The organism is Streptomyces sp. NPDC038200 (genome assembly GCF_055600785.1).
In genome coordinates this window covers 468529-481497 of record NZ_JBVJYH010000001.1, presented here as the reverse complement: position 1 = coordinate 481497, position 12969 = coordinate 468529, and the positions used below count along the sequence as shown (strand labels likewise).

The window sequence follows — 12969 nt, the reverse complement described above, 5'->3', positions numbered from 1 at the left end:
CGGCCGGCCGAGCTGGGGTCGTCGGCGGCACGCGCGCCCCGCTAGCTCGCCAGCGCCGTCGCCCTCAGCTCGCGTACCTCGACCACGTCCATCCGCGCGGGCGCCCCGAGCGCCGTCGCGCCGCAGCTCTCCGGGCGCGGCGGCAGCGACGCCCCCTGTGCCACGGTGACCCGCCACCGGCGGCCGTCGGCATGGGCGACCGTGACCTGCCAGCGCGGAGCCGTGCCGTCGGTCCGCACGACGGCGAGCACACCCGCCCGGTATTCGCCCGCGGTCGAGCGGACGGCCAGCTCGGCCGCCTGGCCGGGCCGTTCCCACGCGGAGCACCCCCGGCACCCCTCGACGACCACGCGTCCTTCCTGGACGCCGTGCAGGGCTTCCTTGACCGTGTGCGCCTCGGCGCGGGCGTAGGCGTAGCCGTACGGCAGGACGAGCACCGTGGGCGCGAACCGATGTCCACCCAGATGGGTGACCTCCCAGACTCCGCGCACCCCGGAGGCGACCAGCTCCGTGGCGAGGGGGCGGCCCAGGAGGGCGCAGCAGCGGTCGCGCTTGCCGTTGGTGCACACGAGCGCCAGCGGGTCGCCCCGGTGCGGGCGCCCGTCGAGCGTCGCGCCGAAGGAACGGTGGTCGCCCGCGCCGAGGCCGGCGAAGTCGAGTGCGAGCAGTCGCCGCGGGTCGCGGGTGGTGGCACGGTGCAGCCACACGCGCCCCGGAACGGTGTGCGCGGCGTACACCTGCCGGATCGCGGGCGTACCGGGGTCGGCATGGCGCCCGGGGCGGCGGATGAGCGCGATACGCACTCCGGTTCCGTCCGCGGCGGCCTCCAGCGCCCGGCCCAGCGCGGGGTCCAGGTGGCTGGACGTGAGCGCCTTGGCGCCCCACGGCCCGGTCTGTTCCAGCAGCAGCCACGTCGTCGCCGTGGCAGCCGTACCGGATACCGGCTCGTCGAGGCTCCGGGAGACGGTCGCACACCTACTCACAGAGGTGAGCCTAACCTGACTTTCCCCGGGGGGACTTCCCGCCCCGGTCGTGTCCTACTCCGGGAGGGGCTGCGGCGGGCGCGGACCGACGTAGTGGCCGCTGGGCCGCATGCGCAGCGGGCGCTCGCCGTACTCCTCCAGGGCGTGGGCGATCCAGCCTGCCGTCCGGGCGACGGCGAAGATCGTCTCACCGGCCGCGGCCGGCATGCCGCTGGATGCCGTGAACACCGCCAGGGCCAGGTCCACGTTGGCGTACAGCGGGGTGTGCCGGGCGGTGGTGGCGACGATGTCGCGGGCCGCGAGCAGCGCGGACTCCGCGCGCGGGATCTGCTCCAGGAGGCCGAACAGCGCCTGCGCGCGAGGATCCTCGCCCGTGTACAGCCGGTGGCCGAGGCCGGGGACCCGGCGGCCCGCGCGCAGTTCCTCGGCGATGACCGGGACCGCCGTGCCCTGGTCGAGCACGTCCAGCAGCATCCGGTGGGCCAGGCCGCTGGCGGCGCCGTGCAGCGGGCCCTCGAGGACGCCGAGCCCGGCCGAGACGGCGGCGTACGCGTGCGCGCGGGCCGAGGCGGCGACCCGGACCGCGAGCGTGGACGCGGCCAGGTCGTGGTCGGCGAGCAGGGCCAGCGCGGTGTCCAGGACGCGCAGGGAGGCCTCGTCGGCAGGGCGGCCGCTCAGCCGGCCCCACAGGCGATGGGCCAGCGGGCCGTCGTCCTTGTGGCCGGGCCGGGCCGGCGGCAGGGCGGCGACGAGGGTGGGGATGAGGGTGCGCGCCGTGTTCAGCACGGCTTCCTCGGACAGATCGAAGCGCAGGGGGTCCTCGGCCGCCGCGGCGATCGCCGCCACCCGCAGGCGGTCGACGGGGGAAGCGTGCTCGGACAGGGCGTCCACCGCGCGGCGGGCGGTCTCGACGGTGGCCTCGGGCGCGCAGAACGTCGCCCCCGGGACCGGCCGGCCCGTCCACAGCCACTCCGCGACCTCCTCGTAGGAGTGGCGGGCGGCCAGCTCTACGGCGTCCACGCCACGGAAGAAGTACCGGTCCTGCTCGATCAGCGTGATCCGGGTGCGGACGGACAGGTCGCCGCCGGAGCTTGGACTGCCCGCCGCCTCGCGCCGGTTGCGGCGGGCGAGGGCCTCCACCTCCCCGGCCTCGAAGGTGCTCGCCCGGCCGCCGGGTTCGCGTCTGCTGCCGAGCAGGCCGCGGCTCACGTACGCGTAGACCGTCTCGGGCTTCACGCCGAGGAGCTCGGCGGTCTCCTTGGTGGTCAGCCGGCGCCCGGGACGGTGGGGAGCGGTGTCGTGATCGCGCATGGGGTCACCGTAGTCGCCTCTGCACACCTTGATGGCCGTGCATTGATCCAATCAATATTGACATGAGTTGAGTCAAGCATGGACAGTCGGATCAAGTCCAGGGAGGAACGTCATGACCGTCAACAGGACCGCCACCCCGCTCATCAACGCCCCGCGCGGTCTCGCGGGCGTCGTCGTCGCCGAGACCGAAGTCGGTGACGTCCGGGGGCGCGAGGGCTTCTACCACTACCGGCAGTACTCGGCCGTCGACCTCGCGCGCACCCGGAGCTTCGAGGACGTCTGGCACCTGCTGGTGCACGGCGCGCTCCCGGACGCCGGGCGCGCCGCCGCCTTCGCCGCCGAGACCGCCGCGCTGCGGCGCCTGCCCGGGGAGATCCGCGCCGCCCTCCCCGCGATCGCCGCCGCCGGCCGCCTGTCCGGACCGCTGGCAGGGCTCCGCACGGCGCTGTCCCTGCTGGGCGCCGCCCAGGGCTTCCGGCCGGTGTACGACATCGACGCGGACCGGCGGCGCGCCGACTCGGTGGCCGCCTGCGCGGCCGTACCCACGCTGCTCACCGCGCTGTACCGGCTCGGGCAGGGGCTCGATCCCGTCGAGCCGCGGGAGGACCTCTCGTACGCGGCCAACTACCTCTACATGTTGACGGGTTCGGAGCCCGATCCACGTAAGGCCCGTGCAGTCGAGCAATACCTGATCTCCACCATCGATCACGGATTCAACGCGTCAACCTTCACCGCACGGGTCATCGCGTCCACCGGCGCCGACGTGGTGGCCTGCCTGACCGGTGCCGTCGGCGCCCTGTCCGGGCCGCTGCACGGAGGCGCGCCCAGTCGGGCCCTGGACACCCTGGACGCGATCGGCACCCCGGACCGGATCGACGCGTGGATACGTGAGCGGGTCCTCGCCGGCGACCGGATCATGGGTTTCGGGCACGCCGTCTACCGCACCGAGGACCCCCGCTCGCGCATGCTGCGGGAGATCGCCCTCGGCTTCGGCGGCCCGCGGGTCCACTTCGCGGTGGAGGTCGAGCGCCGGGTGGAGGCGATCCTCGCCGAGCTGAAGCCCGGACGCGAACTCCACACGAACGTCGAGTTCTACGCCGGTGTGGTCATGGAACTGTGCGGCCTGCCCCGGGAGATGTTCACCCCCACCTTCGCGGCGGCACGGGCGGTGGGCTGGAGCGCCAACATCCTGGAACAGGCGGCCGACCCGAAGATCATCCGCCCGGTGGCACGGTACGTGGGGCCCGAGCCGGAGAGGGTGGCCACGGCCGCCGGGTGACCCGGGCGCCGTCCCCCGGGCCGAGCGCGGCGATCGGTCCGCCCAGGGGCGGAAGTACTCCGCCGCGGGGACGGCGCGGCCGGCGGCGACGGCCGCCCGTACGGGGGCGAGCACCGACCCGTGCGCGGACCGGCGTCGGCAACCGCTCCCCGCGGGCGTTTCTCCCCCCGCTCGTATGCTGGACGCCCGGTCCACACACGTCGCGCACCGGGCCGTGAGCCGGTGCGCGCCGGTACGTCAGAGAGGTCGCGCGTTGGGGAACAGCTTGGGACACAGCCGCACTCCGCAGCAGATCCCGGTCGTCGTGCTCGCCGGATTCCTGGGTTCCGGGAAGACCACGCTCCTCAACCACCTGCTGCACCGCAGCGGCGGCAGCCGGATCGGGGCCATCGTCAACGACTTCGGGGCCATCGAGATCGACGCCATGGCCGTCGCGGGCGCCCTCGGCGACTCGACCGTCTCGCTCGGCAACGGCTGCCTGTGCTGCGCCGTCGACGCGAGCGAACTCGACCTCTACCTGGACCGGCTCGCCGCTCCCACCACCGGCATCGATGTGATCGTCATCGAGGCGAGCGGACTGGCCGAGCCCCAGGAACTCGTGCGCATGGTGCTCGCCAGCGAACATCCGCGCATCGTCTACGGCGGCCTCGTCGAGGTCGTCGACGCCGCCGAGTTCGCCGACACCCGCGCGAGGCACCCCGAGATCGACCGCCACCTCGCCCTCGCCGACCTGGTCGTCGTCAACAAACTCGATCGCGCCGACGACGCCGACCGGGTGCTGGGGCTCGTCCGCTCGCTCACCGACCGCGCGGCCGTCGTCCCCGCCACCTACGGCCGTATCGACCCCGAGTTCCTCTTCGACTGCCGGCCCGACGAGGAGCGTGTCGGCCAGCTCTCCTTCGACGACCTCCACACGGACGGGGAGGACGGGCCCGGCCACGCCGGACATCTGCACACCGGCTACGACAGCCTGTCCTTCACCTCCGAGGTGCCCCTGGAACCCCGCCGGCTCATGCGGTTCCTGGACAGCCGGCCCGAGGGGCTGTACCGGATCAAGGGATACGTCGACTTCGGGCCGTACGACCCCGTCAACCGGTACGCCGTGCACGCCGTCGGCCGGTTCCTGCGCTTCTACCCGGAGCCCTGGGCGCCCGGCGAGGCCCGCCTCACCCAGCTCGTGCTCATCGGCTCCGGCATCGCCGCGGACGCCCTCGGCAAGGAGCTGGAGGAGTGCGGGAACGACGCCCCGCACGCCGACGAGCACGGCATGTGGGGCGTCCTGCGCTACGTGCAGGGGCCGGACGAAGCGGAGGCCGACCCGCAGGAGCCGCCGGCCTAGAAGACCGGCCCCGCCACCACGGACACCGTCTTCGGCAGCGAGGTGCCCGAGCCGTCCCGCCGCGGGTCCGGCTCCGGCAGCTCCACCGGGGTGCCGTTCTTCTGCGCCGCGCGCGCGGGAACCGGGCCCGCCCAGCCCAGCGACAGACAGTCCTCGCCCTTCAGGAACCGCTGACAGCGCACGCCACCCGTGGCCCGGCCCTTGCGGGGGTACTGGTCGAACGGGGTCAGCTTGGCCGTCGTCTGCACCGAGTCGTCCAGCGTGCCGCGCGAGCCCGCCACCGTGAACACCACCGCGTCGGCGGCCGGGTCGACCGCAGTGAAGGAGATGACCTTCGCGCCCTCGGTGAGCTTGATCCCCGCCATACCGCCCGCCGGGCGGCCCTGCGGGCGGACGATGGAGGCCTGGAAGCGCAGCAGCTGCGCGTCGTCCGTGATGAACACCAGGTCCTCCTCGCCGGTGCGCAGCTCCACCGCGCCGACGATCCGGTCGCCCTCCTTGAGCGTGATGACCTCCAACTCGTCCTTGTTGGACGGGTAGTCGGGCACCACACGCTTGACCACACCCTGCTCGGTGCCGAGCGCCAGACCCGGGGACGACTCGTCCAGCGTGGTCAGGCCGACCACCGTCTCGTCGCCCTCCAGGGAGACGAACTCCGCCAGCGGGGCGCCTCCGGAGAGGTTCGGCGCGCCCGCAGGCTCCGGCAGCTGCGGCAGGTCGACCACGTTGATCCGCAGCAGCCGGCCCGCCGAGGTCACCGCGCCGATCACCCCGCGCGCGGTCGCCGGCACCGCCGAGACGATCACGTCGTGCTTGACCCGCTTGCCGCCCGCCGCCTCCGGGAACGGCTCGTCGGTCGCCGTACGGGCCAGCAGCCCCGTCGAGGACAGCAGCACCCGGCACGGGTCGTCGGCCACCTGGAGCGGGACGGTGGCGGCCGGAGCACCCCCGGCCTCCAACAGCACCGTGCGCCGGTCGGTGCCGAACTTCTTCGTCACGGCGGCCAGTTCGGCCGAGACCAGCTTGCGCAGCTCCGCGTCCGACTCCAGGATCCGGGTCAGCTCCTCGATCTCCGCCGTGAGCTTGTCCTTCTCCGCCTCCAGCTCGATCCGGTCGAACTTGGTGAGCCGGCGCAGCGGTGTGTCGAGGATGTACTGCGTCTGCACCTCGCTCAGCGAGAAGCGCTCCATCAGGCGCTGCTTCGCCTGCGCGGAGTTCTCGCTGGACCGGATGATCCGGATGACCTCGTCGATGTCGACCAGCGCGGTCAGCAGGCCCTCGACCAGGTGCAGCCGGTCGCGCTTCTTGCCGCGGCGGAACTCGCTGCGGCGCCGGACCACGTCGAAGCGGTGGTCCAGATAGACCTCCAGCAGCTCCTTCAGTCCCAGGGTGAGCGGCTGGCCGTCGACCAGGGCGACGTTGTTGATGCCGAAGGACTCCTCCATCGGCGTCAGCTTGTACAGCTGCTCCAGGATCGCCTCCGGCACGAAGCCGTTCTTGATCTCGATGACCAGACGCAGGCCGTGCTCGCGGTCGGTGAGGTCCTTGACGTCGGCGATGCCCTGGACCTTCTTGGCGTTGACCAGGTCCTTGATCTTCGCGATGACCTTCTCGGGGCCGACCGTGAACGGCAGCTCCGTGACCACCAGGCCCTTGCGGCGGGCGGTGACCGTCTCGATCGAGACCGTCGCGCGGATCTTGAAGGTGCCACGACCGGTCGCGTACGCGTCCCGGATGCCGTCCAGGCCGACGATCCGGCCGCCGGTGGGCAGGTCGGGGCCCGGGACGTGCTTCATCAGCGCGTCCAGGTCGGCGTTCGGGAACCGGATCAGGTGGCGGGCGGCGGAGACGACCTCGCGCAGGTTGTGCGGCGGCATGTTCGTCGCCATACCGACCGCGATGCCCGAGGAGCCGTTGACCAGCAGGTTCGGGAAAGCGGCGGGCAGGGCCACCGGCTCCTGCTCCTGGCCGTCGTAGTTCGGCGCGAAATCGACCGTGTCCTCGTCGATCGACTCGGTCATCAGGCTCGTCGCCTCGGCCATCCGGCACTCGGTGTACCGCATGGCGGCCGGCGGGTCGTCGTTGCCCAGCGAGCCGAAGTTGCCGTGGCCGTCGACCAGCGGCACGCGCATGGAGAAGGGCTGCGCCATGCGCACCAGGGCGTCGTAGATCGACGCGTCGCCGTGCGGGTGCAGCTTGCCCATGACCTCGCCGACGACACGCGCGCACTTCACGTACGAGCGCTCGGGGCGCAGGCCCATCTCGTTCATCTGGTAGACGATCCGGCGGTGTACCGGCTTGAGGCCGTCACGGGCGTCCGGCAGGGCCCGCGAATAGATGACCGAGTACGCGTACTCAAGGTAGGAGCCACGCATCTCGTCCACGACGTCGATGTCGAGGATCCTCTCCTCGAACGAATCGTCGGGCGGCGGGGTCTTCGTGCTGCGGCGGGCCATCGCTGCCTGGCTCCTTGCTGAAGCGTGGGACGGATCTGATGCGGACCATTGTGGACCGAGGCACCGACAAGCCGTGCCGCGACCCGGTCCGGGCGGGCTCCGGGGCCACCGGAGCCGGGTCCGGCGCAGGCTACGCGATCCGCTCTGGGCGTACGTCCCGCGGGAACTTCGCCGTGGCCCCGCACGCTTTGCATACAGTGGCAGGAACGGCAGGAAAACCGCGGTTTCGACGACCGCCTCCGCTTGCGAAGGGACGTACATGCCCATGGGTCACACGACCACGGCCGAGGCAGGCTCCGGGGGCCTGACAGCGACCGAGCACCGGCTGGCCAACGGTCTGCGCGTGGTGCTCTCCGAGGACCACCTGACCCCGGTGGCGGCGGTCTGCCTCTGGTACGACGTCGGTTCCCGGCACGAAGTCAAGGGGCGTACCGGCCTGGCTCACCTTTTCGAGCACTTGATGTTCCAGGGCTCCGCGCAGGTCAAGGGCAACGGCCACTTCGAGCTGGTGCAGGGTGCCGGCGGCTCGCTGAACGGCACCACCAGCTTCGAGCGCACCAACTACTTCGAGACCATGCCCGCGCACCAGCTGGAGCTGGCCCTCTGGCTGGAGGCCGACCGCATGGGCTCGCTGCTGGCCGCCCTGGACGACGAGTCCATGGAGAACCAGCGGGACGTCGTCAAGAACGAGCGCCGCCAGCGCTACGACAACGTGCCGTACGGCACCGCCTTCGAGAAGCTGACCGCCCTCTCCTACCCGGAGGGCCACCCGTACCACCACACGCCGATCGGCTCGATGGCGGACCTGGACGCGGCCACCCTGGAGGACGCCCGCCAGTTCTTCCGCACCTACTACGCGCCGAACAACGCGGTCCTCTCGGTGGTCGGCGACATCGACCCCGAGCAGACCCTCGCCTGGATCGAGCGGTACTTCGGCTCGATCGCGTCCCACGACGGCAAGCCCGCGCCCCGCGACGGCACCCTGCCGGAGGTCGTCGGCGAGCAGCTGCGCGAGGTCGTCGTCGAGGAGGTCCCGGCGCGCGCCCTGATGGCCGCCTACCGGCTCCCGCACGACGGCACGCGCGCGTGCGACGCGGCCGACCTCGCCCTGACCGTCCTCGGCGGCGGCGAGTCCTCCCGCCTGTACAACCGGCTGGTGCGCCGCGACCGTACGGCCGTCGCGGCCGGCTTCGGCCTGCTGCGCCTGGCCGGCGCGCCCTCCATGGGCTGGCTGGACGTGAAGACCTCCGGTGACGTCGAGGTGCCGGTCATCGAGGCCGCCATCGACGAGGAGCTGGCCCGGTTCGCCGCGGAGGGCCCCACGCCCGAGGAGATGGAGCGCGCCCAGGCCCAGCTGGAGCGCGAGTGGCTGGACCGGCTCGGCACGGTCGCCGGCCGCGCCGACGAACTGTGCCGCTACGCCGTCCTGTTCGGCGACCCGCAGCTCGCCCTGACGGCCGTCGAGCGGGTCCTGGAGGTGACGCCGGAGGAGGTCCAGGAGGTCGCCAAGGCCCGTCTGCGCCCCGACAACCGCGCGGTCCTCGTCTACGAGCCGAAGTCCCCGGAGTCGGTCGAGGACGCGGACGTCCCCGAGGACCCCGAGTCGGAAGCGATCGTAGAGGCCGGCCACGAGAACGAGGAGACGGCCAAGTGACCGAGCTCGCCACCATGGAGTTCCACCCCCAGCCGCAGCCCGGTGCCGCCAAGCCGTGGGCGTTCCCGGCCCCCGAGCGCGGCACGCTCGACAACGGCCTGACCGTGCTGCGCTGCCACCGCCCCGGCCAGCAGGTCGTCGCCGTGGAGGTGCTGCTGGACGCGCCCCTGGACGCCGAGCCGGCCGGGCTGGACGGCGTCGGCACGATCATGGCGCGGGCCTTCTCCGAGGGCACCGACCAGCACTCCGCCGAGGAGTTCGCCGCCGAGCTGGAGCGCGCCGGCGCCACCCTCGACGCGCACGCCGACCACCCCGGCGTCCGGATCAGCCTGGAGGTCCCCGCCTCCCGCCTGGCCAGGGGCCTCGGCCTGCTCGCCGACGCCCTGCGCGCGCCCGCCTTCGCCGAGAGCGAGGTCGAGCGGCTGGTCCGCAACCGCCTGGACGAGATCCCGCACGAGCTGGCCAACCCCGCCCGCCGGGCCGCCAAGGAACTCGCCAAGGAGCTGTTCCCGGCGACCGCGCGCATGTCCCGTCCCCGCCAGGGCACCGAGGAGACGGTCGAGAAGATCGACGCGGCGGCCGTACGCGCCTTCTACGACCGCCATGTGCGGCCCGCCACGGCCACCGTGGTGGTCGTCGGCGACCTGACGGGCGTGGACCTGGACGCGCTGCTGGGGGACACCCTGGGCGCCTGGACCGGCACCCCGGGCGAGCCCCGGCCGGTGCCGCCGGTGACCGCCGACGACACCGGGCGCGTGGTCATCGTGGACCGGCCCGGCGCGGTCCAGACGCAGCTGCTCATCGGCCGGATCGGCCCCGACCGGCACGACCGGGTGTGGCCCGCCCAGGTGCTCGGCACGTACTGCCTCGGCGGCACCCTCACCTCCCGCCTGGACCGCGTCCTGCGCGAGGAGAAGGGCTACACCTACGGCGTGCGCTCCTTCGGGCAGGTCCTGCGGTCCGCGCCGGACGGCACGGGCGCGGCGATGCTCGCCATCAGCGGCTCCGTGGACACCCCGAACACGGGCCCGGCGCTGGACGACCTGTGGAAGGTGCTGCGCACCGTCGCGGCGGACGGCCTGACCGACGCCGAGCGGGACGTCGCCGTGCAGAACCTCGTCGGCGTGGCGCCGCTGAAGTTCGAGACGGCGGCCGCCGTCGCGAGCACGCTGGCCGACCAGGTCGAGCAGCATCTGCCCGACGACTTCCAGGCGACGCTCTACCGGCAACTGGCCGCCACGGGCACGGTGGAGGCCACCGCCGCCGTCGTGAACGCCTTCCCCGTGGACCGCCTGGTGACGGTCCTCGTCGGCGACGCGGCCCAGATCAAGGCACCGGTCGAGGCGCTCGGCATCGGTGAAGTGAGCGTGGTGTCGGCCGAGTAACGGCACGCGCGCACGGGGCCCTGGCGACCTACGGGTCGTCAGGGCCCCTGCTGTTCCACTCGTTCCTCCAGATGCCCGTTTTGCGGGAGAGGTTGCCTGTCTGCCCTGTGGGATGCGCTACAAAAAGCCGCTTGCGTTTGAGGATTGAAAGCGGGCCGCCGTAGCGTCATGCGGGCTGTTCGTCAGGCAGTGCGCCGCGCCCGCGGCACCGGACAGTCATCGCCGAGTCCCCGTACGGCGCGAGCCAGGGGAGCCGGGGACCCACGCAGTCCCTGGGGTGAATCGGGTGCCCGCGCGAGAGCGGGGGGACCCGTAGGAGACCTTCCTGCTCCGAACCCGTCAGCTAACCCGGTAGGCGAGAGGGAAGGAAAGGACCAGCCACTTCATGGCGTTCATGTGCGCCACCGGGAAGCACCGCAAGCCCGGCCGGGTCAAGCGGACCACCGCTCAGGCGGCCGGTATCGCGGCCCTCACCACCACGGGTGTGATCGGCACCCTCGCCGCCTCCCCGGCGCTCGCCGCCGAGAGCCCCGCGGAGCAGACCGGCCTCACCCCGGTCCTGGCCGCCACCGGCGACGTCGCCGAGGAGATCGACGCCCAGGCCGCCGCCCAGCAGCAGGCCGCCGAGCAGAAGGCGGCCGAGGAGGCCGCGGCGAAGGAAGCCGCCAGGCGGGCCCAGGAGGTGCGTGCGGCCAAGGCCCGCGCCGCCCGGGAGGCCGAGCGCAAGCGGCTCAACGCCTTCGTGGCCCCGATCGCGCACTCGTTCGTCTCCACGGCCTACCAGGCCAGTAGCTCCCTGTGGTCCTCCGGTTCGCACACCGGCATCGACTTCCACGCGGCCAGCGGCACGTCCGTGCACGCGGTGGGCTCCGGCACGGTCGTCTCCGCGGGCTGGGGCGGCGCGTACGGCAACCAGGTCGTGATCCGCATGGCCGACGGCATGTACACCCAGTACGGGCACCTGTCCTCGATCGGTGTCGCGGTGGGCCAGAAGATCGTCCCGGGCCAGCAGATCGGCCTGTCCGGCGCCACGGGCAACGTCACCGGCCCGCACCTCCACTTCGAGGCGCGCACGACCCCCGAGTACGGTTCGGACGTCGACCCCGTCGCCTATCTCCGCAACCACGGAGTGCACGTCTGACGCCCGACGCACGACCGTCCGAGGCCCCGGCTCGTCGAGCCGGGGCTTTCGCCGTTTTTCGAGGTGTCCGCCGGACCCGCTGTCCAAAAAATATCCACGGATTACGACCCGCCATCGGAAATTCCCGCTCATTGGAATAGAGTCACGGAACAGGCGTCCAGTGTCGGCGTTTCACGGGGATTAAGGCGGAGGTCGGTCATGCGTATTCCGGCGCACTCGGTGTGCACCGCTGTCCGGGACGACATCGTCGCCGGTGTCTACGAGCGCGGCAGCCGTCTCACCGAGGAAGTCCTGGCCCGCCGCTACGGCGTCTCGCGCGTCCCGGTGCGCGAGGCCCTGCGCACCCTGGAGGCCGAGGGCTTCGTGGTGACGCGCCGGCACGCGGGCGCGTGCGTGGCCGAGCCGACCGAGCAGGAGGCGGCCGACCTGCTGGAGATGCGGGTGCTGCTGGAGCCGCTGGGCGCCGCCCGGGCCGCCCAGCGGCGCACCGAGGCCCATCTGAAGGTGCTGCGCGGCCTGGTCCGGCTGGGCCAGGAGCGGGCCAGGCGGGGCAACAGCGAGGATCTGCGCTCGCTGGGCGGCTGGTTCCACGAGACGCTCGCCCAGGCATCCGGCAGCCCCTCGCTGACCTCGATGCTCACTCAGCTGCGGCACAAGATCGCCTGGATGTACGCGGTGGACGCGCCGCCGAGCCCGATGGAGTCCTGGACCGAGCACGGGGCGATCGTGGACGCGGTGGCGCGCGGGGACGGGGAGCGGGCGCGGGCACTGACGGCGCTGCACGCGGAGCGCGCGACGGGGGTGCACCGGCTGCGTTTTTCCGGTGCCGTGGAGCGTGTGAGGACTTCGCAACATGCCGTAAACATGTCGAGTCCGCGGCTTTAACAAGGGCGCCGTATACAAAGAAGAATAATTCTGTGGGGCGCGGTTTTTGCTGCCCTAATTCAGGCGTGCGCGGAATTCCGTTGCGAGTTCCGCGCGGTGGGCGTGTGTCCGGCATAAACCCGGGTCCGGACACGGCGAAGCCGCGCCGCCCCGGCGGGCGAACGCGGCTCCGGCGTTCTGTGCGGTGGTCGCTCAGACGGTCTCGGGCAGCTCCTCCAGGCCCTCGGAGACCAGCTTGGCCAGACGGTCGAGGGCGGCGTCCGCCCCCTCGGCGTCGGAGGCGAGGACGATCTCCTCGCCACCCTGGGCGCCCAGGCCCAGGACGGCCAGCATGGAGGCCGCGTTGACGGGGTTGCCCCCGGCCTTGGCGATCGTCACCGGGACGCCTGCGGCCGTGGCGGCTCGGACGAAGATGGAGGCGGGGCGGGCGTGGAGGCCCTCGGCCCAGCCGACGTTGACGCGGCGCTCAGCCATGTGTTGCTGCCCTTCGGTGTTCAGGGTTGTCTAGACCAGTTTCCCACATCGTGAAGCGTGCC

Annotated in this window: 10 protein-coding genes and 1 riboswitch; of the genes, 6 read left to right on the top strand and 4 right to left on the bottom strand. The window is 72.5% G+C overall.

Annotation, left to right across the window (positions count from 1 at the left end):
• Positions 1–41 precede the first annotated feature (41 nt).
• Positions 42–983, bottom strand: coding sequence for a sucrase ferredoxin (locus ACZ7KF_RS02015; RefSeq protein ID WP_471068413.1), 942 nt, complete (start codon positions 981–983; stop codon positions 42–44).
• A gap of 54 nt (positions 984–1037) precedes the next feature.
• Positions 1038–2294 carry a citrate synthase gene (locus ACZ7KF_RS02010; protein WP_471068411.1) on the bottom strand — a complete coding sequence of 419 codons (1257 nt, stop codon included), beginning with the start codon at positions 2292–2294 and terminating at the stop codon, positions 1038–1040.
• Between the two features lie 112 nt (positions 2295–2406).
• Here ACZ7KF_RS02010 and ACZ7KF_RS02005 point away from each other — a divergent pair, with 112 nt between their 5' ends.
• Together ACZ7KF_RS02005 and ACZ7KF_RS02000 are read left to right on the top strand one after the other, a co-directional pair.
• On the top strand, positions 2407–3573 hold the full coding sequence (locus ACZ7KF_RS02005; protein ID WP_471068409.1) for a citrate synthase/methylcitrate synthase: 1167 nt from the start codon (positions 2407–2409) through the stop codon (positions 3571–3573).
• A 265-nt stretch (positions 3574–3838) separates the two neighbouring features.
• Positions 3839–4912, top strand: a complete 1074-nt coding sequence (locus ACZ7KF_RS02000) for a CobW family GTP-binding protein (protein ID WP_471068406.1) — start codon at positions 3839–3841, stop codon at positions 4910–4912.
• Here the strand turns inward: ACZ7KF_RS02000 and ACZ7KF_RS01995 are convergent.
• Positions 4909–7368: a DNA gyrase/topoisomerase IV subunit A gene (locus tag ACZ7KF_RS01995; RefSeq protein ID WP_471068403.1), complete on the bottom strand. Its 2460-nt coding sequence runs from the start codon at positions 7366–7368 to the stop codon at positions 4909–4911. The genes ACZ7KF_RS02000 and ACZ7KF_RS01995 overlap by 4 nt on opposite strands.
• 259 nt (positions 7369–7627) lie before the next feature.
• Here ACZ7KF_RS01995 and ACZ7KF_RS01990 point away from each other — a divergent pair, with 259 nt between their 5' ends.
• The 4 genes from ACZ7KF_RS01990 to ACZ7KF_RS01975 all read left to right on the top strand — a co-directional run bounded on the left by ACZ7KF_RS01990 (position 7628) and on the right by ACZ7KF_RS01975 (position 12433).
• Complete coding sequence (locus ACZ7KF_RS01990; protein WP_471068400.1) at positions 7628–9022, top strand: M16 family metallopeptidase; 1395 nt, start codon at positions 7628–7630, stop codon at positions 9020–9022.
• Entirely contained in the window at positions 9019–10407 is a 1389-nt protein-coding gene (locus tag ACZ7KF_RS01985; protein WP_471068397.1) for a M16 family metallopeptidase, read from the top strand. The genes ACZ7KF_RS01990 and ACZ7KF_RS01985 overlap by 4 nt, the downstream gene beginning before the upstream one ends.
• Positions 10408–10617: 210 nt before the next feature.
• A riboswitch (cyclic di-AMP (ydaO/yuaA leader) is annotated at positions 10618–10780 on the top strand.
• A gap of 12 nt (positions 10781–10792) precedes the next feature.
• Entirely contained in the window at positions 10793–11548 is a 756-nt protein-coding gene (locus ACZ7KF_RS01980) for a M23 family metallopeptidase (RefSeq protein WP_471068396.1), read from the top strand.
• A 198-nt stretch (positions 11549–11746) separates the two neighbouring features.
• Positions 11747–12433: a GntR family transcriptional regulator gene (locus ACZ7KF_RS01975; RefSeq protein WP_471068394.1), complete on the top strand. Its 687-nt coding sequence runs from the start codon at positions 11747–11749 to the stop codon at positions 12431–12433.
• Between the two features lie 192 nt (positions 12434–12625).
• On the opposite strand, the gene ACZ7KF_RS01970 is transcribed toward ACZ7KF_RS01975, so the two are convergent.
• The gene (locus tag ACZ7KF_RS01970; RefSeq protein WP_014675499.1) at positions 12626–12907 is read right to left on the bottom strand and encodes an HPr family phosphocarrier protein; all 282 of its coding nucleotides are present in this window, start codon (positions 12905–12907) and stop codon (positions 12626–12628) included.
• Positions 12908–12969: the final 62 nt, after the last annotated feature.

What these genes read in the sequence shown, in the direction of transcription:
- ACZ7KF_RS01995 (WP_471068403.1), bottom strand. Translation starts at nt 7,368, where the DNA reads ATGGCCCGCCGCAGCACGAAGACCCCGCCGCCCGACGATTCGTTCGAG.
- ACZ7KF_RS01970 (WP_014675499.1), bottom strand. Translation starts at nt 12,907, where the DNA reads ATGGCTGAGCGCCGCGTCAACGTCGGCTGGGCCGAGGGCCTCCACGCC.
- ACZ7KF_RS01990 (WP_471068400.1), top strand. Translation starts at nt 7,628, where the DNA reads ATGCCCATGGGTCACACGACCACGGCCGAGGCAGGCTCCGGGGGCCTG.
- ACZ7KF_RS01980 (WP_471068396.1), top strand. Translation starts at nt 10,793, where the DNA reads ATGGCGTTCATGTGCGCCACCGGGAAGCACCGCAAGCCCGGCCGGGTC.
- ACZ7KF_RS02010 (WP_471068411.1), bottom strand. Translation starts at nt 2,294, where the DNA reads ATGCGCGATCACGACACCGCTCCCCACCGTCCCGGGCGCCGGCTGACC.
- ACZ7KF_RS01975 (WP_471068394.1), top strand. Translation starts at nt 11,747, where the DNA reads ATGCGTATTCCGGCGCACTCGGTGTGCACCGCTGTCCGGGACGACATC.
- ACZ7KF_RS02005 (WP_471068409.1), top strand. Translation starts at nt 2,407, where the DNA reads ATGACCGTCAACAGGACCGCCACCCCGCTCATCAACGCCCCGCGCGGT.